Raw genomic sequence first — 24,575 nt, forward strand, 5'->3', positions numbered from 1 at the left:
GTTGGGTAATTTTTATGGCCATCAAAAAAGTAACCTCAATCGCCAAACTCGAAGACTTAGGACGCATTCAGCTGTCTAAATCCTTTTTCATGCGTGATTTCCTTTATAGCGAAATCGCCAATTGGTACGGTGTACCCAACTTCCCAGATCATCCTGACATCGCCATTCGTACAGGAACAGAACTCTGCCAACAACTGCTCGAGCCACTACAACAAAAGTTTGGACGTATTGCCATTCGTTCAGCTTATCGCTCACCAAGCGTGAATCAACTCGGCAATGAAAAAGGACATAACTGCGCAACTAATGAGAAAAACTTTGCCAGTCATATTTGGGACTATCCCGATGTAAAAGGCTATGGTGCGACGGCGTGTATCGTTATTCCATCATTCTTAGAATTGTATGAAAAAGACCAAAGTAATTGGCAACAACTTGCTTATTGGATTCATAACAATTTGAACTATAGCCATCTACAATTTTTCCCAAAACTCTGTGCATTTAACATTGGTTGGCATGAACAGTCTGCACGGGACATTTATAGTTATATCCAGCCAAAAGGCTATTTATTACGGGGTAAAGCGGTGAATAAAGAATTTGAAAAGTTTTATCCTGATTTGATTTAATCCCCCTAAATCCCCCTTTGAAAAGGGGGACTTTGTCACGTAATCAAATTGATACACGTAGTTCCCTCTCCTTTTTTAAAGGATGAGCGTTATAACGCGCAAGAGGGAGAGGATTATTAAAAGACTCCCTCTCCTGAGCAAGTTTTAAAGCACTACTTTAAAATGCAGCGCAAGCGGTTACTAGCAAGATTTTTATTATTTATACTATAAAATCAGAAATATCCAAGCAAAACAAAAATGACACCTGAACTATTACTTACCATCATTCAAACCCTCATCGGATTATTTGCTCTGGTCATTATCATTTTACTGATAATGATCAAATGGCGTAAACGACTATCCGCAGCTCAGCCTGTACCATATAGAAAACAGCGCGGTTTGGGCTTAGCAGATGGGCTTGAATTTATTTTCTATCCTATTTACTGGCTGATTAAAATCATTATCGCTATTTTCAAATAAAACCAGCTTACCCTCTTACAACCCCAACTTATTCAGCAAATCTGGTGTCAAAAAAGTCTGTGCCACACGATTTAAATCGATATAACGCAGCACACCTTTAAGCTGATTATTGATTTCAGGATTCTTTAAAATTTCCTCACCTGTGGTTTTACCCAAAGCCTGAAAACTATCGCCCACAGCCTGTAAACCTTCAGCTTGAATCACCGCCTTGGTCTGTGCTGAACATTGCTCCACTAAAATGCGCTGCAACACCGTCCCTAGATTCTTGTCTAATACTTCCTTTTGAGTTGCGGTTACATTGCTAAAAGCCTTTAAATCGGGATGATTGCCCAATGCCACAAATGTCCATTGCAAGACCGTGGTTTTATCAGTGGCTGTAGTGGACTTCATCAAACAGTCACTCAGCTGATCGACCGTTGGGCCAGCCATCGTAACCTGTGCTGCTCCCAACAATGTTGCACCTAGAAAAAATAAACGAATACGAGAAGAATTTTTTAAACTCATCACCACTTCCTTTTAATATGACATCAGCATTTTGGCGCTGAAAATAGTTTCTTTGTATCATGTAAAAAGGAAATATACTGATAGAACTCTGTAAAACCTGAACTGGATTTAAAATTAATTCAGATGAAAAATTTCATCCCATCATGCTATTCATTAGATGGTGATATTGATCGAGTAAACTTAGCGTTATTATTCAAATTCAAACAATAAAAATAATCATGATGACTGCAAACACCTTCAACAGCATCCTTCCTTGGAGACTGGTTGTGTTCTTTAGCTTGACCGTATTGTTATTGATCCATCCTGTTTTTCGAAGATGGATGTTCGAATCGCGCGACCTGCCCAGCAAACGCAGTCGGATCTCATCCTCTATATCCGACCTGATTGAACTGATTTTTTATCCCATCTTCTGGTGAATCAAAATCATCATACGGATTCTGGATTAAATGCGTTTAATTCAGTGCTTATTTGATCTGTCTCAACATATTCTTCGCCCCACTATGATTATAGTTATTAGACAGATTCTGTAGCACACGCTTGGCCTGAGTTTTAGCATTCGGGAAACGGTTGGCATAGGCCGGAATCCCGTTCAAACAGCGAGCAACCAGCATACCAGATTCGGTATAAACCCGAGTTCCCTCAGTCCCCTGCAATTTGCCATAATTGTAGGCACGCTGCGCATTATTGCAGGCATTATTCAGGTTCTTGCCACTATTAATATCACGGCGTGCTGCCACATAGAGCTTCATCTGCTGCTGTTGGGGTGTTTCTACCACTGAAGCTCTCACGGGGACTACCCTCGTCGCGATCTGTTTTTTCTCTAACTCTTTTCTTTCTAATTCCTTTCTCTCTAATTCTTTCCTTTCCTGCTCTTTACGCGCTGATTCTTTAAGTTCATTCGTGCTCTTCGTTACAGGCGTTTTTATCGATGCAGCAGTCTTTTTCTGGGTAGCGACAGTGTTCTTATTTGCAGCAAGGTAAAAGTTTCTTGCCTCAGTCGCACTCATCAACTTGGTCAGCAATCGAACGCTACGGTTCTGGCTGGTTTTATCGACCTGTCGTTCAGAAACCGGCTCGATCGAGACGATCCAGCTTTCAGCCAGGCCATCCATACGACACTGATAGGCGCCGCTTCCCTGTACCACACCTCGGTTTGTACTCAGGCGTTTGCGTTGGGCAAGATCTGCCACGGCATTAAAATTACTTCTATACAATAGGGAAAATTTACCGCCTTGTTCATGACAATATTGCGTCAGGATCGAACGCGGATACATGGCCTGAGTGCTGTTATTTTTCTGTGCTTGCCCCCAAAGATAAATATAATCTTTTGCACTGCCATCACGTTGATTCAAAGCCCGCTTGGCGATTAGCTCTTCCGGACTGGCAAAAGGATGTAAAACCCCTGATTTCAGCCGACTCACGCTATTACATCCCGCCAAGCCTATTGCCCCTATTATTAGAATTATTACGTTTAGCTTCACAGCAAATATCTCAACCCCAAATTCCCGTATAACATAGCCTAAATAGCAGCAAACAACAAACACAAGATGTTGATAAGTATCAAATTTAAAAGATAAAAAGGAGGCACATCATTCACAACCCTATACATTATGCCAAGCCTCAGCCTATAAAAATTGAGATAAGCATCCTTCTGGCGCGTAGTTAAAGGATAAATAACAGCGGGATTGAATCAGAAATAAATAGAACACCACATAAAAAGCCGAAGAAAGATAGCAATCTTTCTTCGGCAGCTTATTCAAGATAATGGTACAGATCTTTATTATCATGTGTAAAAAATTACTTTTTACCCTCTATAGCATTGTCTGAACAAGATCAGCATCAGAATAATTTCCTCAACGTACACTTCTTATTTTTATACGTTAAACCGCTGGAAATTAAACTCCATCTTCGCTGGTCATTAAGATTCTAATCAGGAAAACCAGACCTGAATACCCCTATATTGGGATATTTTGCTCCTATTTGATCTGATCTAACCAACGGTCAGATCAAGCTTTTCGATTAGATATTAACGTCGATTTAGATATAAAAAGCCAAAGATAAAATCATTTGGCTTTTACAATCTAATGGGTAACTTAGAAAAAATTAATCCAGATGGGATTCAAATGCTTTTAAACGTTTATAGATCGACATCAGCTCAATAATGGTCGGCCACGATAAAATCAGATATTGGAAGGACTCACGTACTTTTCCAAATACATTCAGGATTTGCATCATCAAACCCAGGGTGATCGTTCCTGCTGCAATACTCGGAAACAGGATAAATAATCCATAGATATTGTCTAACTGTAAGTACCAGATCCGGACCAGGTTGAAATAGGCATAGTGAAAATACAGACGGAAATAATTCCAGCGTACCCGGCTAAACAGTTCTTGCAGTGTCAGCGGATGAGCCCGATCAGCATGATCCTCTCCGTACACCAGTTCTTTACGGTAAGCAGCCTCGACTTTCTGGTTATTAAACTCCAGTCCTGGCAGTTTCATCCCGACCACCATCAAAATGACGGTACCCAATACGGCCCATCCAATAGAAGCCCACATTAAAGCATGCGGTATTTCTCCCACAATTGGCAGAACCTTTACATGACTTGAAAGCTGGTACAGGATAGGCAGAAACGCCATCAATAACATCAATGCTTCAATCAGGGAAACACTCAGCTGTTCCGTGGTTTTGGCAAAGCGCATGGTATCTTCCTGAATACGCTGGGATGCGCCTTCAATATGACGCAATTGTTCCCAATGTGCCGTGTAATAGTTATTCATCGCGGTACGCCAGCGGAACACATAATGGCTGACGAAAAACATATTAAATACGGCCAAAGTGACGTAAATCATGGCGATATAGATAAAGGTTAAAGCTTCTTGATAGAGAAGTGAAACATCTCCGCCACCGCTGCCTAGCATTTTCTGGATCTGGTCATAAAACGGGCTATACCATTCATTTAAAACGACATTGACCTGTACTCCAAACCAGATATTAAACAGGATAAAAGCCGAGCCCCAGACTGACCAACGCTGCCATGGATGTTGTGCTTTCCACGTCCAGAAGAGAGCAAATATGGCAGTGGCAAGAAAAAACCAAAGGTAGAACCAGAGAAACTTGGCTGACCAGAAACGACTGATACCGATAGCGAGACTTTCCTCAGAATAGCCTTCAGGGAAACCCAAATAGACTCCCCATCCTGATCCGCCAGTATGCCAAAGCACAAGATTAAGGATAAACCACAAAATCAGGCTGCTAAAAAACCAGACAGGTTGCGGAAAAAATGACTTGAACATGCTGACCGAGTTCTCCTTCTATATTTGGGTCATCCAAATGACGCCTAGTTTATTCTTATTTTAGACTTTTACTGTTATAAAGCATTAATTTTCAATTTAGTTTAAAAAATAACATAGCGATGCATAGTCCCTTATAAAATTTATTTTTATAGATTTTCAAAACGTATTTTTCTCTTAATGAGTCTTTTTATTCTTGATCAGCCTATCTAAAGCTCCAGAGGCAATCAGGCACATGAATCATCAAGTTTTTGCCTTATGTATTTTTAAATCCTGTACATCAGTACGGCCTATCTGTTTTATTACAAACGAATATAGCTTCTTAAGGTTCTATAAATAGAATAAAATCAAATACTCAATAATGGTTTTATAGATGTTTAGATAAAAGGTTTTGCTGCTACTGAAGTAAATAAATCATTGACCCAGTTCTCATTTTTCGCAGAAATAGTTAAATTTTCAAAAATCATGCTATGATTTAACTCTCGAAAAGTAATCTTATTTTGGAATAAAACTATGGAAAGTTCGGTAATTGAATTACTTAAACCATTGACCTTAGAAAAGGAAAATTGCACCCCGATTATTTTTGAGGCAGGCACTGTTTTGAAAGTGGTCATGCAGACTCCCACCAGTCTTTTGGTCAGTAATGATGATGACTTTAACTTCACAATTCCTTTAAAAGATGAAAATGAGCTGTGGAGAGAGCTCTAAGCACTTTCTCCATTTTGAACAGACGGGTTGTATCTGTGCCAGCTGCTGAATTGATATGATACGGCCCTCAACTAAGCTTCCTTTTGAATGTAAGTTATCGTTATTTTATTCCCTTCTTAAAATTCATTTCTCTTCTTTTCTGAGAAGTCCTTAGCAGTCTAAGCGGGATATGATTCGTACAAAAAATAACTTTATAGTTGAAAATCCACCTATTTTTTGGCCTGGACTAAATAATTTTCACCCGTTTTTCCCCTTTTATGTAAGTTCCAGTACTTAAAGGATCTTCTTTCCTTACACACCTTTTTCTTTAGCTTAACTTCACCTAAGCTCAACTTCTTGATTTTGAAACTTGAATATTCTAGCTATTTATGACCAGTAAATTAAAAAATATCAGTCTATATGAGTGACTTTTTATACCAAATGATAAAATTAAAAATCTAATAATGAGAAAAATTTAAATCTGTAAAACTAATTTCAAAAACCCTTAAACATCGTCTAATTTGTTATATCCGATCTAAAGAAAATTATAGAGCAATAAATTATTATCCTGTAACATTCTAATAGCCCCCATATCTTCATGACCTTTTATATATTTAAAAAATAATAATTTCAACAGCTTGTCTTCTATTTTTTTCACTCCAAGAATAGGGTTAATTATTTTCATCCAAAAAATTCATTTTAAATAAAATTAACTTATATTATCTACATTTAAAATATATCAAATTTTAAAAAAAAATACCAAATTATAGCGATTAAAATTTCAAACAACTCAAGCAATCACATTGAATATTATGGCTTAAATAAAAAATAATCCTAAATAAAAATCAATTAATAAAAAACAGTCAGAGCATTATCTTTAAAATTTATTAAGAATAATATCTTTTACATTAAAAATATTTCCAAATTTTACAAAGTAACTGTACTTGTTAAAAATGTTTCTTTTCTACACTTAAATCCAGTCTGTTAAATGAAATATGCTATAAATTTATTAGATTAAAAATTAATCAGGCAGTTTTAGATTTTAAATTAATTTTATTTCAAATACTTAGGTAGAGTTTATGTCCGCTCAACACTCTGATCAAGATGTAGAAGATTCACTTATAGTGCCTTCTCCTCTATTAGCTCAAGTGATTTTAACTCAACTCAATCCAGTTATTTATTCTCATAAACTTATTTTATTTCTTGATATTGATGGAACTATTTCTGAATTCCATCCTGATCCAACAAAAAATATAATTAAAGATGAAACCTTAAATACCTTGAAAGAGCTACAACAATATATTGAGTTGGTATTAATCACTGGACGTTCTATTGCACAAGCTCAAAAACTTATTTATCCCTTTGACTGGAATATTGCCGGCTCACATGGTCTGGAATTAAACTATCAATCGCATTTAAGTCATTTAATTGATTTAAATTCTGAGCAATTTGAATTATTAAAAAATTATATTACTGAACATAGCGCTCAGCTTCCTCAGATTCGAATAGAAAAGAAAGACTATTCGGTCGCACTGCATTTTCGTGAACATCCACATTTAGAAGATCTGGTGCATACATTTGCATTGGATTGTCTGACCCACTTTCAAGCATTTGAACTGAAGGCCGGGAAGTTTGTATTTGAGCTGGTACCCAAAGGTGCAAACAAAGGTTCAGCCATTCAACACATTCACCAGCAAGCTCATTTAAGTGATCATTACCCTATTTTTATCGGTGATGACCTGACCGATGAAGCTGGCTTTCAGGTGATTAATAGCTTAAAAGGCTGCTCCATTAAAGTCGGCACGGGCAACACCGTAGCACAACATCGGCTCGAAAACGTAACACAAGTACAAGCTTTTTTAACGGAGCTTTTAGCATTATTTAAAGCACAACAACAACAATTATTGGAGAAATCACATGTCAAAACTCATTGTGTTATCAAATCGTGTGAATCTACCTAACCCAGACAATACACAGGCAGGTGGATTAGCGGTAGCTTTGCAGGATGCTTTGCAGGATATTGGCGGCATTTGGGTCGGCTGGAATGGTTCCAGAGTCGATCATGGCAAAGAGCAGAAGTTTCAAATCCTCAAACATCAGAATGTTGAATATCATACGAGTCCTTTGACTGAGCCCCAATATCAGGGTTTTTATTGTGGTTTTGCCAATAATGCCTTATGGCCGCTGATGCATGATCAGCATCAACTTGTGGATTATCAGCCGCAGGATTTCAAAACCTATAAGGATGTCAATTTACGCTTTGCCAAGCATCTGAAACAGGTCGCCTCTCCCCATGACATCATCTGGATTCATGATTACCATTTTTTAAGTGTGGCGCATTACTGTCGAAAACTGGGTATGCGTAACCGTATTGGTTTCTTCCTGCATATTCCTTTTCCTGAACTGAAACTCTGGCAGACTTTACCAGCCTATCAGGATCTGGCGCATCATCTGGCTCACTTCGATGTACTCGGATTTCAAACCCCACGCGATCAGAAAAACTGTATCCAGTTTCTGGAACAGACCTTAAAAATCAAGCATCGTCATGATGAAATCCTGAATTATCAGTCAAGACGGATTTATGTGAAATGCTATCCAATTGGCGTGCATCCAGTTCAACTGCAAAATCAGGCGGCTGATAGCCAGCTTAGCAAATTGCCTTTTGATCTCGAGACAGTCCGTCCTTATAAACGCATTATTTCGGTCGATCGGATTGATTATAGTAAGGGCTTGCTTGAGAAAATCGGATCCTTGCAAAGCTTGCTGGAAGATCAGCCCGAATTTAAACATCAGTTTCAGCAACTGCAAATTGCCTGCCCATGCCGACTGGATGTCAAAACCTATAAAAACCTGTATGAGCAATTCCAGTCTGCCGTGCAGGAACTCAATACCCAGCATGGCACAGCAGACTGGCAACCTTTCGATTGCAGTTATGAAACCTTAGGTCATGAAGCCTTAATGCAACTGTATCGTAAGGCAGATATTTGCTGGGTAAATTCGATCCGGGATGGTATGAATCTGGTGGCGAAAGAATATATTGCGGCGCAGAATCCACTCGATCCGGGTGTTTTGATTCTGTCTAAATATGCCGGTGCTGCTGAACAAATGAAAGAAGCCTTACTGGTCGATCCTTATGAGCATGACAGTATGTCCAAAGCCTTGAAAAAAGCGCTGCGCATGTCTAAATCGGAGCGTTTAGAACGTTATCGTTATTTAAGCCAAGGCTTGAAAAACTTCGATATTATTCGCTGGCGAGATCAATTTATCACTGACTTGAAAAAATCACAGAGTGTACGAATCTATCGTCCGGTGGCTAGCGGAATTTCTACCCAGTTCAGTGTGCATGCTTAAATACACACCTGAAAAAAACACCAGCATTATGCTGGTGTTTCATTTTGTAGCGGAGAGATAAGCTCTTCGGCTGCTTGTGCATCTTTTGGATCTGCAGTCAGATGATTCAGGATCACAATACTGAATAGACCTATCGCAATCACACTAAACACCAGACTCAAGCCAATAATTTCACTGCCGAAACCGACCAATGCCGGTCCGATCAGTGAACCTGTGTATGCAAATACCGATACATAGGATAATGCCACATGTGAAGCCAAGGTTTTTTGACGGCCTGCACGTGAAAACATTAACGGTACAATATTAGCACTGCCCAGACCGAGAATGGCATAGCCCAGCAACACTACTTGCCAGACTGGTGCAAAGACCACAGTCAATAAACCGGTTGCAGCCAAAATTGCACTCAGTAGAATGGTATTTTTTTCACCAAACTGTTGAATAATGAGATGTCCGCTGAAACGGCCCAATACCATCAAGGCCGCAAAGAAGCTATAAGCCAAACCAGTTTGAGCCGCTGGCAAATTGAACTGGCTGGCAAGATAAATCCCGCTCCAGTCCATCGCTGCGCCTTCGGACAGGAACGCCACAAAACAGATCAAACCGATGCCTAGAATCGCCCAGGTGGGTGCTGCTTTTGTCGCTGACTGTTCTGATGAGGAGGTTTCCTCTAGCACTGTTTTTGGCTCAATCCCCAAGCTAAAAGGAATAGCCAATATTGCAATCAATAGCAAAATCGCACTGACAATAACTGCGCCAGTTAAAGGCGCTAGACCGAATCCCATTAACGTGGTCATTCCCAGCACACCGGCCAGACCACCGAGGCTACATACGCCATGGAAACCCGACATTAAACTTTTAGCAAGTTTTTTCTCAACCTGTGCGGCCTGAATATTGACTGTCACCCCCAAAGCACCAGCACTGGCCCCAAAGAAAAACAGGCTGATCGCCATCATCAAATGATTCGGGCTATACGCCAAAGCAGGCAAAATAAACAAAAATGCTATTAACACCACAGCTAGAACCGCACGGCAACCTAATGTATTGGCGAGTCGGCCTGCCAGTGGCATCGTCAGCATGGATCCAATTCCGGCACAGAGTAATAACAGACCAAAGTCTGCATGATTGAGTAACAGGCGCTGCTGTGCATAGGGAATTAAAGGTGCCCAAGCTGCGGTACTAAAACCCAAGCTAAAGAAGCACAATGCAGTCGCTATTTTCTGCCATAGATGGGGTGATGGAGACTGAATTCGAGAAAGCAGAGTTTGATTAAACATTGTATTACCTAAAAAGAAGGCTCAGGCATCCATTACCGATCATCCATAGAAAAACCCCACTGACTTATAGCTGAAATGTATAAGTAGGCGGGGCTTAATTTGCGTGAATTATAAACAGAATAATTTTAAATGGAATAGCTTTTAGGCGCTAATTTCGAGATTTTTTACAAGTGGCTGATTGTATAAAATTTATAATTTTGTAATTTTATTTGCATAGGCTGATCGGTTTTTCAGCGGCTTCTTTAAGCTCCAGATTTTGCAGAAAATGTGCGAAACCGGCTGCAATTTTTGAGCTAAGCCGACTGCTGGTGGTCACTCTGAGCTGATTCGACCAGATAATCTTTGCCCCGACATGTTCTAGGCGATGGATGAAATCGACATCTTCATGACAGTCCAGTTGCTGAAAGCCGTTTACCTGTAGATAAGACGCGGCTTTAAAACATAGATTTGCCCCATGAATATGACGGTGATCCATCTTGTCCTGATAATGACTCAGATAAGTCTGACGGGCTAATGTGCTTAAATGCCCCCATTCATCCAGATCGACCACCCCACAAATCACATCCGCCGGTTGGTGCTGCAACATGACCTGAAACCAGTCACGCTGTACAAAAGAATCGGCATCGGTACAACAAATCCAGTCACAACCCTGCTCGATCATGTGCTGAACGCCTAGATGACGTGCCTTTCCTACATTTTTAAAATGACAACTGATCGTCTGGATTCCCGACTGCTGAACTTTGCTTGCAGTAGAATCGGTGCAACTGTCTAAAACCACCAGAATCTTGATCTCGGGCAGAACTGCTAATTTTCCCACATGCTGAAAGAAGTAAAGTCGTGCATATTTTAATGCTTTCAGGCAACGTTCAATATAGGCTTCTTCATTACAGGCCGGAATCACCACCGCAATTTTCTTCATTTCAAGCCCTCCAGCTCTGCCACAGATTGCGCAGAATTCAGCCACAGATCGACCAGAAAGTCTGAATCCTGTACGCTGAGATTATGCTTATATTTTAACTGGGCTTTTAATTGTCGATGTACCTCTTCACCATTTAAGCTAAATCCTGCAATCGGCGCGCGCCAATGACAACTCAAGATACATCCACCGGGTTCGAGTGCAGTATGCAACCATGCCAGCACCTGTTGTAATGCGGCCGGATCTAAATAATATAGAATCTCACTAACCACAATGAGCTGAAATTTCTGTTGCGGCAAATGATCTGGCACAATCCGCTGTAGTACCTGTACATGCGGATAAGCATGTAAACGCTGCCGAGCCAATTGAATAGCAGTTTCGTTGGCATCCAGACACATTAAAGTTGCTGTTCGCTGTGCCAGTTCCTGACTGAAGATGCCATTACTACAACCAATTTCAATCGCGGAGTCAAACTGCAAACGCGGCAAGACCGCCAGACAAATCTGCCGTTTGCGCTGTTCATACCAGCGTTGTTCATAGTGCCAGGGATCTCCCTGATTCAGCGCATACAAGGCATCAAAATATTCCTGATCATAGGCTACTTTACTATTCATACAGATACACCTCCCAGGGTTGTAAAATACGCTGTAATGCCTGCTCTGGCAGAATGGGTGCCTGTTCTATGCTAGGGTCAAGCTCGATCTGACTCTTAAAACACCGCGCAGCTCGAGACTTATAGTGCAATTCTCGATCAGTCAATTTGAGTTGATGAGCGATGGTCCAGGGAATTCTGGTATCTCCAGGTGTGGCCCAATGCCAGGCCCAAATCAGGACCTGAATACAGGATAAGTGCCGTTCGGTTGCTAGCTGTTGGGTGACCTGCCCTGTAATTTCATGATCTGGATGTCCATCATGCACAAAGGTGGTAATGAGCACATCATTGGGCTGCAAATAAGATTGCAAATGCTGTTTCAGCAGTTCTCGCTGTTCTGCGACCTGGCCATCCTGAATATCCAGCGCAATCCGCAGAATATTCTGCTTCAATGCTAACTCTTCCAAAGCTGCTCGCGTTTCAGCAGGACGAATCTGGTTCAACTCTTCCGGGTTATACAAAATCGAGTCTGGATGGCTGGCGGTACCATTGGTAACGGCAAAAAGTACAATCTGATATCCCAATGTGTCCAGACGCTGAATCAGACCGCCACAACCCAAAATTTCATCATCCGGATGCGGGGCAATAATGCAGACTCGGGCATCTGATGGAATAATGCTGGGAATATCGAATTCCGGCATCTGTTGCAAAATCTGGCAAGAGCGCCATTCTTCAAGCCGTGTACCTTCGCCATGGATGACACGGTCTTCGACAATCTCGTGTCTTATAATGTCCATAACTCTTCCTCCTGCACACTCAATTCACCAATCCGTTCCAGATCAAAGGCGGCATGGCTCTGACGAATAAACACCGGCAGATCGGCTGCAAGTCGGGCAAAATGTGGCTGCTCGCAATACGGTGCAGCGCCAAGGGCCTTACCCACCTGAGTCAGCACGTTTAAAGCGGTCGCTTCAACCTGAGCACGCAAGGCCTGAATCTGTAATTGATGGGGAAATTTAGGCTGCTGATCAATTAAATCTGCGACTTGATAAAACAAAGCCTGTGTCGCTAAAAGCTTCCGACTGATTTCGCCGAGATACATGGCCTTATAGGCATGCGGTTTTAACAAGACAGCCTGTTTTAAATATTCAGCCAAACGCACGGTTGCGCCGTACCAGCAGGCAGCCACGCCGGCAGCGCCATGCCAGAAGCCCGCCCGATCCAGATAAGCATTCGGCGCTGCAACTTTTTTAGCATTAACCTGATTCAGTTCAAGTCGGGCAGTCAAGGTATGCTGCATGCCCACCGCCTGCCAAATGTCCGTATGATGCTGAATACCTGCTTGTTGCAGATCAAGAATCAGCAACTGTGATCGTTGCTGCTCATCACGATAAGTCAGCAGACCATATTGCACCCAGACCGAGGCAGAACACCAAGGCTTTATTCCTGTAAGTTTTCCGGCGTCTAATGTTAAAGGGCTTGGCCCGCCTTCTGCCGCCCAGACTGCCCATAGACCTTTTTGCTCTAGCGGAATATTCAGTTCATGCAAAATGGCCAAGGCATCCAGATGTGATTCAAACAGTTTGCCCAGACTCAGATTGCTTGCGGAAACCTGACTAAGCATCCGCCAGCGTTTTAAGGTGTTTCCAGAAGCGGGATAAGGAATCTGATCGGAAATCGATACCAGTTCCATCAGGGTCTTAGGAATTTTTTCTTCTAGCTCCAGCGGAGAATTTTCAAATCTTTGTAATATTGAACCGAGGTTCATGCAGGCTCTTCCTCATCAAATACGGCACTATTGTTATGTTTTAAAGTCAGTTAATGGGAAAGTTTTCGCATTTGTTTTAACCGTGTGGTCAGGCCTAATACCTTACGGCGTGCCATGATTTCTTCTTCATTGAAACAAAGTTGCTGCATCAGTTCAGCTAAAGGCAAATGGTTATGCTCAATCAGATAGATGTCCTGTTCTCGATTCCATTTGGCTTGCTGTACCTGTGCCAATAACTTTTTGGCATCCGGTCTTACCATATTATTTATCCATTTTGAAACCAGAAGGATAGAAGCCAAGGCTCCTATCCTCTAGTCGTTTAGGCAGGAATGCTTTCTGCAACCAGTTCACGCGCCCAGACACGATGGTTCATGATCAAAGTCTTGAAGCTGTCTTGTACCGCGTCAAACTGTTCATGCGCCAAAGTCCCTTCATCCCTGATCAGGCGCAGATCTTCAATCAGCTTGGCTTTATCGCCCAGGAAGATAATCGGTTTCAGGTGCTTATACGCTTCCAGCAGATAATGAGTCGCCACACCATCTTTCATCACCACATCATAATTATCACCATCAGTAATCACCACGGCATCATAGGCAATCGATGGCTCGGCTTTTTGCATACCGTCAGAAGGAATTACCTCGCCTTGCTGACCCAGTACCGGACCCGGTTTCGGGGTCAGTACATCGACCACAGCACCCTCTGATTCTGCCCAGGCTTGAACGGCTTTGATACTGGCCTCATTGGCTTTATCGTGTACCAGTAGCGCGATTTTCCGTGCCTTAATATCTTCGGGTTTAAAGGCCTCGAAAGATAAACGCGGTGAAACCTTTACCTCTGGCAATGTTGCCGCTTTTTTCTCTGCCGGAATTTCAATGCCCAATTGATCCGCGACTTGTTGTGCCAAGTCCAAGTCGATGTTACACAGCACTTCCAGTACTTCACGCTCACGAATATATTTGCGTTCTACCTTGCTCAGTTCGAAGACATAGGCATCGACAATATGTTTTTGCTCATGGGGTGCCTGGCTGCGATAGAAAAGACGAGGTTGACTGAAATGATCACTAAAAGATTCACTGCGCTGACGGATCTTGTGACCATCAATACGTTCCTGATAGCTTTCAAAACCACCATCTTGTGCTGCTGGCGGAGCTTCAGCCGGCCAGTGATCATCAATCGAGTTTGGTTCATAACTGGCTTGACCGGTATGTACAATACGCTGATGTAACCCGTCACGCTGATTATTGTGGAACGGACAAACCGGCTTGTTGATTGGAATCTGGTGGAAGTTTGGACCACCTAAACGGCTGAGCTGGGTATCGGTATAGGAGAACAGACGTGCTTGTAATAAGGGATCATTGGTAAAATCTAGTCCCGGCACAATATGTCCCGGACAGAATGCTACCTGCTCGGTTTCACCAAAGAAATAATCGACATTACGGTTCAGCACCATTCTGCCAATCGGCGTCACCGGCACAAGTTCTTCCGGAATAATTTTGGTTGGATCCAGCAAATCGAAATCATATTTCATTTCATCTTCTTCTGGAACGACCTGTACACCGAGCTCCCATTCTGGATAATTCCCGGATGCAATCGCTTCGTATAAGTCACGACGATGGAAATCCGGGTCTTTACCCGCCAGTTTTTGTGCTTCATCCCAGACCAGTTGGGCGAGACCCTGTTTTGGCGTCCAGTGAAATTTCACAAAAACCGCTTTATTTTCGGCATTGATCAACCGGAAGCTATGCACCCCAAAGCCTTGAATGGCTCTTAAATTACGCGGAATACCCCGATCTGACATGGCCCACATCACCGCATGCGCTGATTCAGGCACTAAAGAAACAAAATCCCAGAACGTATCATGTGCTGATGCACCGGTTGGAATTTCAGTTTGTGGCTCAGGCTTCACCGCATGTACAAAATCCGGGAACTTGATCCCGTCCTGAATAAAGAATACCGGCGCATCATTCGCCACCAGGTCAAAATTACCTTCTTCAGTATAGAATTTGGTCGCAAAACCGCGAATATCGCGTACAGTATCTGCCGAACCACGCGGCCCCTGTACCGTAGAAAAACGTACAAATACCGGCGTTTGTACACTGGTATTGGTCAGAAAGCCTGCTTTGGTCAGTTTTTCATTGCCTGGATAAGCTTCAAAAAAACCATGTGCACCGACACCACGCGCATGCACAATACGCTCCGGAATACGTTCGTGGTCAAAATGGGTGATCTTTTCACGCAGAATAAAATCTTCCATTAAGGTCGCACCACGAACACCTGCTTTAAGACTGTTCTGGTTATCTGAGATTTTAACGCCCTGATTGGTGGTGAGTGTCTGCTCGGTTGCATCGCTACGATATACGTCAAGCTGCTCACTCTTTTTATTGGTATTTTGCTTATCTAAACCATTTTTGCCTGTGGCTGGACTATTCGCCTTAATTTTCATGATGTTTTCCTTGCTGAGATTGAGTTTAGTGCAGATATTTTTGTCTATCTCAAAGTCGCTTGAGCTTATATGTCTCGCATGGGTTGGCCAATAACATGATTCCCGCAAACCCAGTTGCTACAGCCAATTCTGTCTCAAGTCAGCACTTCATCTCTGTGTTCTGTCTCGTAGGATTTTGCTTTCTGGGATATTGTTATTGACCGCGCCTGTGTCCTAACATAACTGCATTTAGGAAAGAGGTTTATTATTCTTTATTGTGCCTTGTTTAATTAAGGCAGCGTTGTGTTATTTTTTTATAAACCCCCTCTTTTTTTATGATCTTTGCACACAGCCATCTCATTCATTTAAAAGAGATATAAAATTTTAGTCATGCTATGTTGCAATAAAAGTTCTTCAGGCAAGATGTGATAGTGCATACAAATCCGTCATCATGAATCAGTGCAATATTTCCATTCTGAAATAGCTAAGGCTTTTTTCAACGTTCTAAATCTGTTGGGATAATTATCGCTAGGTTGATAAAGAGAAATAAAGTTTATTAAATTGAAAAGTTACAATCCTCTCTGCAGGCTATACATAATGACTAAACTTCCTGCCTGTCTATTGATCTAATATCTATAACTTATAAACACTTAAATCTTTCAGCTTGTTCATATTGATAATGGAAATTAAGTTTCAATTCGGGAGTCATTATCAAGATCAAACCCTCGTTTGACTCAAACTTCGAATACATCTGACTTTATTTTAATACACAGCATGTTGTTAAATTTTAAGGAGTAAGAGCATGGCCTCTTCTAAAAAAGAATCTAAAGCAATGAAAATTGATATCGGAATTTCGCATGATGATCGTGCCAAGATTGTCGACGGTTTATCCCGACTATTGGCGGACAGCTATACCCTGTATTTGATGACCCATAATTTCCACTGGAATGTCACCGGCCCCCAATTCAATAGCCTGCATAATATGTTTATGACCCAATACACCGAGCAGTGGAATGCGCTGGATGTGATTGCTGAACGTATCCGGGCCTTGGGTTTTGCAGCACCTGGCACCTATAAACAGTTTGTAAAACTGACCTCTATTAAAGAGGTTGAAGGGGTGCCAAAAGCTGAAGAAATGCTGCGCCTACTGGTCGATGCCCATGAGACCGTAGCACGTACCGCCAGAAGTATTTTTGCAGTGATTGAAGACGCCAATGATCAACCAACAGCGGATATTTTGACCCAGCGACTAGATGTACATGAAAAAACTGCCTGGATGCTCAGAAGTAGTCTGGATCAATAAAGCATGATTAATCGCATTTAAGAGCAAGCGGATGAGCGGGATGACACGAGGATTTTTCTGAGCCGATTAGAACAATCCCAAAGATATGACCTTTAAAATGAAGCACTAAAAACTTGGAGGATGTATGCAGTCGTGTACATCCTCTTCTCATCACCAGGTTTTAAGAATTGAGGCTTTTAGGCATTCAGGCATTCAGGCATTCAGGCATTCAGGCATTCAGGCATTCAGGCATTCAGGCATTCAGGCATTCAGGCATTCAGGCATTCAGGCATTCAGGCATTCAGGCATGAAAATAATTCAGCGGCAGTTTTAAATAGGAAATACCATTGGCCTCTGCTTCAGGAAATTGACCGCCACGTATATTGATTTGAATCGCCGGTAAAATCAGTTTTGGCATACCTAATTGGGCATCGCGCTGCTGGCGCATTTCAATAAATTCAGCTTTTGCCATCCCCCTGTGGATATGGATATTATGCTGCTTCTGGGTCTGAATATCGGTTTCACAGACAAAGTGATCACGGCTTTCCGGTAAATAGTCATGGCACAGAAATACCCGGGTATCATCCGGCAATTGATACAGTTTTTGTACCGAATCGAATAGCGTTGCCGCACTGCCTTTGGGAAAATCACAACGTGCAGTGCCATAATCTGGCATAAACAAGGTATCACCGATAAAGACTGCATTCCCGACCACATAACTCAGACAGGCCGGTGTATGTCCCGGCGTCGGAATGTTATAGGCCGGTAGTGAACCAATATTGAATTTTTCATGATCCGCAAACAGATAATCAAAAGGCTGCGCCAGATTGAACTGTTTCATATCCAGATGATAGATCGCGCCAAAGACTTCCTGCACAATAGAAATATGCTGGCTCATGGCAATCTTGCCGCCCAACTGTGAATGCAGATATTGTGCTGCGGTCAAATGATCTGCATGCACATGGGTTTCCAGAATCCACTCAACCTCAAAGTTCTGCTGTCGTATATAGGCAATAATTCGATCCGCATGTCTGGTCGATGTACTGGCAGAAGCGGCATCATAATCCAGCACACTATCAATCACCGCACATTTTCCAGTGGCCGGATCACCCACCACATAGCTAAAAGTATGGCTATCTTCATGAAAAAAATCTTGAATTACGGCGCTATGACTCATGATGATGCTCCTGACCATTGACGATGTAGATAAACCCCTGCCAGCATGGCCATAATAAAATAAGTAGCCTGATAGTGGCCTAAACCAATGAGTGTCAGACTGGGTGCCGGACAGATACCGGCAATTCCCCAGCCGATACCAAATAAAAGACTGCCGCTCATCAGTTTAGAATCAATTTTCTGATTAGTCGGTAACTGGATCGGCTCATGAAATACAGTTTTAGCTACCGGATTTCGCGTGGCTTTCTGAAAAGGAATAAAGGCGACCATAATCGCGCCCAGCATCACAAAGGCCAGACTCGGATCCCAGTCGCCAAAAACATCCAGAAAATCCAGAACCTTTTCAGGATTGGCCATACCGGAAATCATCAAGCCAACTGAGAATAAACCACCCCATAAAAATGCCAGCAGATTTTTCATTTTAGCGCACTCCAATCAGGTGACGAATCACATAAACTGTCATAAATCCAGCCCACATAAATACGGCTGTAGCCAAGATTGAACGTCTAGATAAACGGCTGATGCCACAAATCCCATGGCCACTGGTACATCCCGAGCCTAAACGGGTGCCAAAACCGACCAGTAAACCTGCAATGATCATCATCCAGGGACTGGTATTCAGTTCGATTTCAGGTTGTATACATCGTCCATAAGCAAATGGAATGATGATGAGACCCAATAAAAACCACAGAGCTGGCGTCTTGAAAATGCTTTTAGGATTAAGTACCTGTCCAATCAGACCACTAATGCCCGCGATCCGGCCATGAATATACAGATAGCCGACCACTGAAACACCAAGAAGTAAACCACCGAGAAAAGCGCTCAGGAAGTCATGCATCATATTTCACTTTCATCACTATATATTTTGATATTATATTTAATTAAATATTATTCAAGTTCTAGTCTGTTTAACTTATTTGATGGAAGATGATTATAGGCTCAAATCCAATGCATGCTAAGCTCTCTGGTTTCAGCCCTAGTCAGCTGTGACTAATAAAGAAATAATCTGGATCGGATCAATCTAATATTTGAAATATTGTCTAAGTTTCAATTGGATGAACCGTATGGGAATCACTTTCAATCCGGCCATCGACCAGATTAATGGTTCGATCACAGGTGGCGGATAGGCGCGGGTCATGTGTCACCAGCAGAACGGCGCAGTCGCGTTCACGATGCACTTTACGAAACAGCTCAAACATGTCGGCGGCGGTCTGCGTATCCAGATTACCGGTAGGCTCATCGGCCAGAAGTAAGGCTGGCTCTGTAATCAAAGCCCGCGCAATCGCAATCCGCTGTTGCTGCCCACCGGAAAGCTCGTTCGGTTTACGATCAGCAAACTTTTCCAGCCCCACTGCAGCCAGCAAATCCCGTGCCCGTTGTAAGCCTTGCTGTCCGGGTTTGCCTCGCGTCATCATCAAGGGCATTAAAATATTATCCAGTGCAGTAAATGCCTGAATCAGGTGATGGAACTGAAATACAAATCCAATACTATTGCCACGTAACGCAGTCCGGCCACGATCATCCATGGCACTGGTCGGCTGTCCCAGCAAATACAGCTCGCCACTACTCGGCTGATCCAGCAATCCCAGAATATTCAATAGCGTACTTTTTCCGGAGCCAGAAGGCCCAATCAGAGCAGCAAAATCCTGGCGTTCAATACACAGATCAATACCATGCAAGACCTCAATTTCATTGGGCTGACCAATATTATAAGATTTGTGCAGCGCTTCTAAACGCAGGACTTCTTGAGATGGTTCAGACATGACGAATCGCCTCCACCGGATCGAGTGCCGCTGCCCGGCGTGATGGTACTGCAGCGGCCAATACCCCTGTTAATGTCGCCAACAATAAAGCCAGAAGTACCAGCTCGATCGAAATCGGGATATAAAATAATCCGGGGCCAAAATTATTAAATACCCAGACCAGACCATAACTGGCTGCACTGCCAACGACCGAACCCAGCAGACCAAATATGGCCCCCTGAAACAGGAAAATTCTTAAAATTTGTGACTGGGTGGCGCCTGTCGCACGCAAAATACCAATTTCCCGGGTGCGCTGTACCACGCTGACGGACATGACACTGGCAATGCCAAAAGCCACTGAAATGGCAACAAAAACAATAATCATATTGGTAGACAGGCTCTGTGCAGTAATCGCATTCATCAGCTGTGCATTGGTTGAAATCCAGCTTTCAGCCTTTAATTTAATGAGGTCAGGCGCCCCACTTGGGCCGCAATTTCATCAGCCTCAAAAATATCGTTAATGGTCAGATCAATGACAGTTACACCACCGGGCAGGCCGAGTAAAGACTGTGCCTGTTTCAAGTCCAGATAAACATAACGCGCATCCAGTTCACGCACGCCCAGTTCAAATATGCCGGCAATATTTACCAAGGCACTGTTTTGCTGACCGGTATCCAGTCGCAATTTGCTACCGACCTGAACCCCCAGATCTTTGGCCAACTGACTGCCGATCAGTACATCGTCCGCGCCAACACGTAATTGACCACTGGTTAAATATTCTTTCAATGGAATGATCTGCTGATAACGCTCCAGATCCATTCCGACCAAGGCCACGGATTCAATCGCATCACCGCGTTGTACAAAGGCCGGCCCGGAGACCACAGGCGACACAGCAGTTAATATCGGCAACTGATCCAGTGTTTCGGTAATCTGCTGCCAATTATTGATGGAACGCAGTCGTTGTGCGCGTTTATCTTCCTGTAACAATTGCACCGTCCCGGCAGGCGGCGGCACAATCCGGTTGACTTCATCGGGTGAGAGCAGACGGATATGTGCCTGTGTACCTAATGTACGTTCGACAATATTGGCCTGTAGCCCCTGAATCAGGGCCGTGATAAACACAATCACCGCCACACCAACGGCGACGCCCACCGTGATCATAATGGACTGCGCGCGACCTTCGCGCAAAAAACTGATCGCGATTTTCCATTCGATCCAAAGCCGCTCGAAAAAGTTTTTCAATCGAATTTCACCGGTAATTCATTCTTGCTATCGGTCGCGTCAGTCGAGCTCATCAATGAGCTATCTTGTGGCTTGAGACGGACTCTCGCACCCTCTTCCAGTAACGATTCGGCATTGGCCAGCACCTGATCACCCTCACTCAAACCTGAAGTTACTTCTGACATGGCCAGACCCCGTAAACCTAAAGTCACCGGTTGGCGCTGGATTTTTCTATCACGTACCAACACGACCACTGCCTTATTGCCTTTAATATTGCTAAGCGCATCGTTCGGAATAGCCAGTGCCCGCTCCCGTTTATCTGTCTCGACATTGACCGATACGGTCATGTCCTGACGCAGAAAATCTGGCACCGGGTTGACGGTTAATCTGACCTCTACCGTGCCCCGCTGCGGATCAATGCTCGGTGCAATAAAGTTAATGCGGGCCGGAAAAGACTGATCCGGATAAGCATCGCTAATCACGGTGGCATTTTGCCCTAAGGCCAGTTGCGGTAAATTCCGTTCATCGAGTGGCACCCGGATTTCTGTATTGCCCGTTAAGGCAATGGTAAATAAGGTTTGTCCTGGTTGAACCAGATCGCCTGGCTCGACATCCCGTGTCAGTACTGTACCTGCGACCGCAGCCCGAATTCTGGTTTTTGCCAGTTGCGCCTGCGCCACTGCCAGCTGTTCCCGAAGCGATGCTTCTTCAACTTGTCCCGTAGACAATGCCGCTGCTTTTAGACGAACGGTTTCATAATTGTTGCGGGCAACTCTTTCTGCCTCTAAGGCCTGTTCTATTTCTTCAGCCGACAGGATACCCGCTTCGGCATTACGTCTCCGTGCTGCTTCACGACTGGCCTGTTCCAGTTGTGCTTTGGCACTGGCCAGTTCTGCTGTCGCCTGTGGTCGTCTGCTGGTGGCCAATTCAGTCAGTGCCAGTTCAGCCTGTCGTACTTGGGCCAGTAATTCATCCGATTTCAGCACCACCAAGAGATCACCAGGTTTCACCTGATCTCCTTCCGTGACCCGCCGCTCAAGTACTACGCCACTAATTTCACTGCCCACCTGAGCACGCGAGACTGTCGCCACGCGTCCGGTGGCCACTACATTTTGTATCAGCGGCATGGTGTTCAAGGTATAGCTTGGTAGAACCGGCCCCTGCCACCAGCGGAACAGAGCAAAACCGACTGCCAGTAACAATAAGATGATGAGCAAAATTTTATAGCGGGCAGCGCGCAACTGAGAATCTCCGGTTGATGCATCGAATATTGAATAAGAAAGATAACGCTTTATTTATTTTCTTCGAGTGTCTAATTTACAACAGGTTCCTGCATAGATTTATAGATATTTTGTTGAGTTTAAATGAAATGTTGGATTCCTGAGCATGTTTAGCCAGCACTTATCGATTTCAGCTAAAGTGATCTATGGCAGCTGCAACATTTGAATGAATGAGCTAAAAGTCCGCTGTATGAAGCGACCGCCATGTCAAAGATCTGGATAGCATCAAAAACAGGCTAAAACATCGTTGATTTAGCCTGTTTAATGAATGATTGATTTAATAATTTTACCCAATAACTGATCACGTTGCGACAGGCTTTCGCCCAAAGGCGCCAACCGGATTTCCTGATTAACTTTCTGCCAGTTTAAATCACGCGGATCTGCCTTCATGGTACCTAGGGATTTTACTTAAAAAAGCCCAGCAAAATAGAAACATTATTCAGCCTATTGAAAGGACACTATAATTTAGTGACGAGTAAAGCTCGGAGTATTTCAGGGTCTTTAACTGGCATCTATGCTTCGTTATGTGCATACCAATTAACCCATCGAAATAAGCCAACCATTCAAATTATAAAGTCATTGGCTTAAACAGGATGAGGGTTAAATTAATCTTTGAAATAAGCAAATACAGTTTCTAGCTATCTGAGAAACTATATTTTTCAATCTTATAACTAACTCTTATTATTCAAAACTTGCCGTTCGCTTGAATTGCAGAATTTCTCGTTCTGCCATATTATATTCACGCTGAACTTGCCCCAACTTATTGCTAGCTTCGTTATATTTTTCACGATAATACTTTCGTGATTCTTCCTTAAGATCAGAGTTATACATATTAGATTTTGCTGTCGCAATTGTATCTTCAATCGATTTTAAATTTTTATTCGCCACATAAAACTTATTCGCCACATTGTAATAAGGTCGTAAGTTATTTTGCATTTCCATTGGGCAACTCTGATATGTTCCTCTACCTTGTAATGCGTAATCAAAAATAGTTTGTGGATTGCAATAATTTTTTAGACCTTTTTTATAACCAGTGGTATAGGCTTCTGTGTCTAAAATAGCGTTGTGTTTCATACATGCTTGAGTACGCTTTTGCATGAATGAACCATTACCGTTATAACCATCATTCTGACCAATTAAACCCCAATTGGCAGATAAACACTCATTTTTAGACATAATTGCACAACCATTCAGCATAACAATACTGCCTAACAGCAACATTTTTAATTTCATGAAGTTCTCAAAATATTGGCTACAGTAAAAATCCCAATATGTATCAATACATATTGGGATTTCTAAGAGATTTTAGACTAATGTGATCGTACGAGTATTGTTTGCGACTTTTTTACCATTCACGAGTAATTCAGTATCAAGTAAGTATTGTCCTTTTGATACACTCGAAGGAAACTTCCAACTGAATGAATTTTCAAAATCGCCAGAACTATAGCCTTGGGCTGTTGAAACCTGAACATCTTTCACCAATTCACGTATCACTTTTCCATTTGCATCTTTTAGAACTAATTTTTCTTGGACACGCTGAAGAGGATCAGCAACACCTTCTACAACAGTCAAATCTGATTTTACTGTAATATTTTGGTTCGCTGCCACAGTTTGATTAGGTAAAATAACAGTAGAATACTGTTGAACCCTTGTTGTTTGAGGCAATTTCCCTTTATTGGCTTTCTTATATGCCGTTTCAACTTCAGCAGCTGATTTTTTCTGAATGGTGTGGGCATTAATCATTAAGCATCCTGCTGCAAAAACCGCACCGCCAATAGCAGCACCTGTTGCAGCATAACTACTATCACCCACAGATGCCCCAATTGCTGCACCAAGTAGTGCGCCTACTGCTGTAGACATTCCCGTATTACATCCCCCATTGGCTGACGTTGCCAATCCCCCTGTACTCGCACAACCTGAAATAACTAAAGCTGAGCTCAACATAGCAACAGATATTGTCTTTTTCATTAAATTTCCCTCTTAAAGT

The 24,575-nt window shown here is 42.7% G+C and carries 24 protein-coding genes and 2 pseudogenes; 6 read left to right on the forward strand and 20 right to left on the reverse strand.

Features of this window, described 5'->3' with window-relative positions:
* The first annotated feature begins 14 nt into the window (after nt 1-14).
* Together FTV29_RS05810 and FTV29_RS05815 are read left to right on the forward strand one after the other, a co-directional pair.
* Nucleotides 15-620, forward strand: a complete 606-nt coding sequence (locus FTV29_RS05810; RefSeq protein WP_100357577.1) for a hypothetical protein — start codon at nt 15-17, stop codon at nt 618-620.
* Nucleotides 621-857: 237 nt separating this feature from the next.
* Complete coding sequence (locus FTV29_RS05815) at nt 858-1,079, forward strand: hypothetical protein (RefSeq protein WP_180041197.1); 222 nt, start codon at nt 858-860, stop codon at nt 1,077-1,079.
* Between the two features lie 15 nt (nt 1,080-1,094).
* Here the strand turns inward: FTV29_RS05815 and FTV29_RS05820 are convergent, their stop codons facing one another.
* The 4 genes from FTV29_RS05820 to FTV29_RS05835 form a co-directional block, all read right to left on the reverse strand.
* Nucleotides 1,095-1,583, reverse strand: coding sequence for a hypothetical protein (locus FTV29_RS05820; protein ID WP_159138444.1), 489 nt, complete (start codon nt 1,581-1,583; stop codon nt 1,095-1,097).
* A 464-nt stretch (nt 1,584-2,047) separates the two neighbouring features.
* Nucleotides 2,048-3,004: a hypothetical protein gene (locus FTV29_RS05825; protein WP_005172121.1), complete on the reverse strand. Its 957-nt coding sequence runs from the start codon at nt 3,002-3,004 to the stop codon at nt 2,048-2,050.
* A gap of 682 nt (nt 3,005-3,686) precedes the next feature.
* Nucleotides 3,687-4,880 carry a peptide antibiotic transporter SbmA gene (gene sbmA / locus FTV29_RS05830; protein ID WP_005096155.1) on the reverse strand — a complete coding sequence of 398 codons (1,194 nt, stop codon included), beginning with the start codon at nt 4,878-4,880 and terminating at the stop codon, nt 3,687-3,689.
* Between the two features lie 374 nt (nt 4,881-5,254).
* A complete protein-coding gene (locus FTV29_RS05835; protein ID WP_171294222.1) occupies nt 5,255-5,491 on the reverse strand; it encodes a hypothetical protein in 237 nt (78 codons plus the stop codon).
* 1,152 nt (nt 5,492-6,643) lie between these two features.
* On the opposite strand from FTV29_RS05835, the gene otsB reads away from it, so the two are divergent.
* A complete protein-coding gene (otsB, locus tag FTV29_RS05840; RefSeq protein ID WP_100534448.1) occupies nt 6,644-7,525 on the forward strand; it encodes a trehalose-phosphatase in 882 nt (293 codons plus the stop codon).
* Nucleotides 7,482-8,915: a trehalose-6-phosphate synthase gene (locus FTV29_RS05845; RefSeq protein WP_005096146.1), complete on the forward strand. Its 1,434-nt coding sequence runs from the start codon at nt 7,482-7,484 to the stop codon at nt 8,913-8,915. The genes otsB and FTV29_RS05845 overlap by 44 nt, the downstream gene beginning before the upstream one ends.
* 26 nt (nt 8,916-8,941) lie before the next feature.
* Here the strand turns inward: FTV29_RS05845 and FTV29_RS05850 are convergent, their stop codons facing one another.
* The 7 genes from FTV29_RS05850 to katE all read right to left on the reverse strand — a co-directional run bounded on the left by FTV29_RS05850 (nt 8,942) and on the right by katE (nt 15,908).
* Nucleotides 8,942-10,189, reverse strand: coding sequence for an MFS transporter (locus FTV29_RS05850; protein WP_180075234.1), 1,248 nt, complete (start codon nt 10,187-10,189; stop codon nt 8,942-8,944).
* A gap of 205 nt (nt 10,190-10,394) precedes the next feature.
* The gene (locus FTV29_RS05855) at nt 10,395-11,108 is read right to left on the reverse strand and encodes a glycosyltransferase family 2 protein (RefSeq protein ID WP_159138446.1); all 714 of its coding nucleotides are present in this window, start codon (nt 11,106-11,108) and stop codon (nt 10,395-10,397) included.
* Complete coding sequence (locus tag FTV29_RS05860; RefSeq protein ID WP_100328866.1) at nt 11,105-11,719, reverse strand: class I SAM-dependent methyltransferase; 615 nt, start codon at nt 11,717-11,719, stop codon at nt 11,105-11,107. The genes FTV29_RS05855 and FTV29_RS05860 overlap by 4 nt, the downstream gene beginning before the upstream one ends.
* Nucleotides 11,712-12,494 carry a PIG-L deacetylase family protein gene (locus FTV29_RS05865; RefSeq protein ID WP_005172141.1) on the reverse strand — a complete coding sequence of 261 codons (783 nt, stop codon included), beginning with the start codon at nt 12,492-12,494 and terminating at the stop codon, nt 11,712-11,714. The genes FTV29_RS05860 and FTV29_RS05865 overlap by 8 nt, the downstream gene beginning before the upstream one ends.
* Nucleotides 12,482-13,465 (reverse strand): acyl-CoA dehydrogenase, encoded by a 984-nt coding sequence (locus FTV29_RS05870; protein WP_100328867.1) that lies wholly within the window; start codon nt 13,463-13,465, stop codon nt 12,482-12,484. The genes FTV29_RS05865 and FTV29_RS05870 overlap by 13 nt, the downstream gene beginning before the upstream one ends.
* A gap of 50 nt (nt 13,466-13,515) precedes the next feature.
* Nucleotides 13,516-13,725, reverse strand: a complete 210-nt coding sequence (locus tag FTV29_RS05875) for a hypothetical protein (RefSeq protein WP_005096139.1) — start codon at nt 13,723-13,725, stop codon at nt 13,516-13,518.
* A gap of 59 nt (nt 13,726-13,784) precedes the next feature.
* Nucleotides 13,785-15,908 carry a catalase HPII gene (gene katE, locus FTV29_RS05880; RefSeq protein WP_159138447.1) on the reverse strand — a complete coding sequence of 708 codons (2,124 nt, stop codon included), beginning with the start codon at nt 15,906-15,908 and terminating at the stop codon, nt 13,785-13,787.
* Nucleotides 15,909-16,689: 781 nt separating this feature from the next.
* Here katE and FTV29_RS05885 point away from each other — a divergent pair.
* Complete coding sequence (locus FTV29_RS05885; protein ID WP_005096135.1) at nt 16,690-17,190, forward strand: Dps family protein; 501 nt, start codon at nt 16,690-16,692, stop codon at nt 17,188-17,190.
* Between the two features lie 280 nt (nt 17,191-17,470).
* Here FTV29_RS05885 and FTV29_RS05890 read toward each other — a convergent pair whose 3' ends face one another.
* The 7 genes and pseudogenes from FTV29_RS05890 to FTV29_RS15115 form a co-directional block, all read right to left on the reverse strand.
* Nucleotides 17,471-18,346: an MBL fold metallo-hydrolase gene (locus tag FTV29_RS05890; protein WP_005172150.1), complete on the reverse strand. Its 876-nt coding sequence runs from the start codon at nt 18,344-18,346 to the stop codon at nt 17,471-17,473.
* Nucleotides 18,343-18,765, reverse strand: coding sequence for a YeeE/YedE family protein (locus tag FTV29_RS05895; RefSeq protein ID WP_005096132.1), 423 nt, complete (start codon nt 18,763-18,765; stop codon nt 18,343-18,345). Before FTV29_RS05895 ends, FTV29_RS05890 begins: the two co-directional genes overlap by 4 nt.
* 1 nt (nt 18,766) lies before the next feature.
* Complete coding sequence (locus tag FTV29_RS05900; protein WP_100357595.1) at nt 18,767-19,183, reverse strand: YeeE/YedE family protein; 417 nt, start codon at nt 19,181-19,183, stop codon at nt 18,767-18,769.
* 202 nt (nt 19,184-19,385) lie between these two features.
* Nucleotides 19,386-20,108: an ABC transporter ATP-binding protein gene (locus tag FTV29_RS05905; protein WP_159138448.1), complete on the reverse strand. Its 723-nt coding sequence runs from the start codon at nt 20,106-20,108 to the stop codon at nt 19,386-19,388.
* Nucleotides 20,101-21,329: pseudogene (locus FTV29_RS05910) on the reverse strand (ABC transporter permease). The gene FTV29_RS05905 and the pseudogene FTV29_RS05910 overlap by 8 nt, the downstream one beginning before the upstream one ends.
* Nucleotides 21,326-22,549, reverse strand: coding sequence for an efflux RND transporter periplasmic adaptor subunit (locus FTV29_RS05915; protein WP_100354856.1), 1,224 nt, complete (start codon nt 22,547-22,549; stop codon nt 21,326-21,328). The pseudogene FTV29_RS05910 and the gene FTV29_RS05915 overlap by 4 nt, the downstream one beginning before the upstream one ends.
* A 300-nt stretch (nt 22,550-22,849) precedes the next feature.
* Nucleotides 22,850-22,978, reverse strand: coding sequence for a hypothetical protein (locus FTV29_RS15115; RefSeq protein WP_005096127.1), 129 nt, complete (start codon nt 22,976-22,978; stop codon nt 22,850-22,852).
* 27 nt (nt 22,979-23,005) lie between these two features.
* On the opposite strand from FTV29_RS15115, the pseudogene FTV29_RS05920 reads away from it, so the two are divergent.
* A pseudogene (locus tag FTV29_RS05920) lies at nt 23,006-23,176 on the forward strand (IS982 family transposase); the annotation flags it as partial.
* Nucleotides 23,177-23,269: 93 nt separating this feature from the next.
* On the opposite strand, the gene FTV29_RS05925 reads toward FTV29_RS05920, so the two are convergent.
* Nucleotides 23,270-23,821 (reverse strand): DUF2799 domain-containing protein, encoded by a 552-nt coding sequence (locus FTV29_RS05925; RefSeq protein ID WP_005096126.1) that lies wholly within the window; start codon nt 23,819-23,821, stop codon nt 23,270-23,272.
* Between the two features lie 72 nt (nt 23,822-23,893).
* On the reverse strand, nt 23,894-24,556 hold the full coding sequence (locus tag FTV29_RS05930; protein ID WP_005096125.1) for a hypothetical protein: 663 nt from the start codon (nt 24,554-24,556) through the stop codon (nt 23,894-23,896).
* Between the last annotated feature and the right edge of the window lie 19 nt (nt 24,557-24,575).

It is taken from the genome of Acinetobacter sp. YH12254 (assembly GCF_013417415.1).
GTDB lineage: Bacteria > Pseudomonadota > Gammaproteobacteria > Pseudomonadales > Moraxellaceae > Acinetobacter > Acinetobacter pseudolwoffii.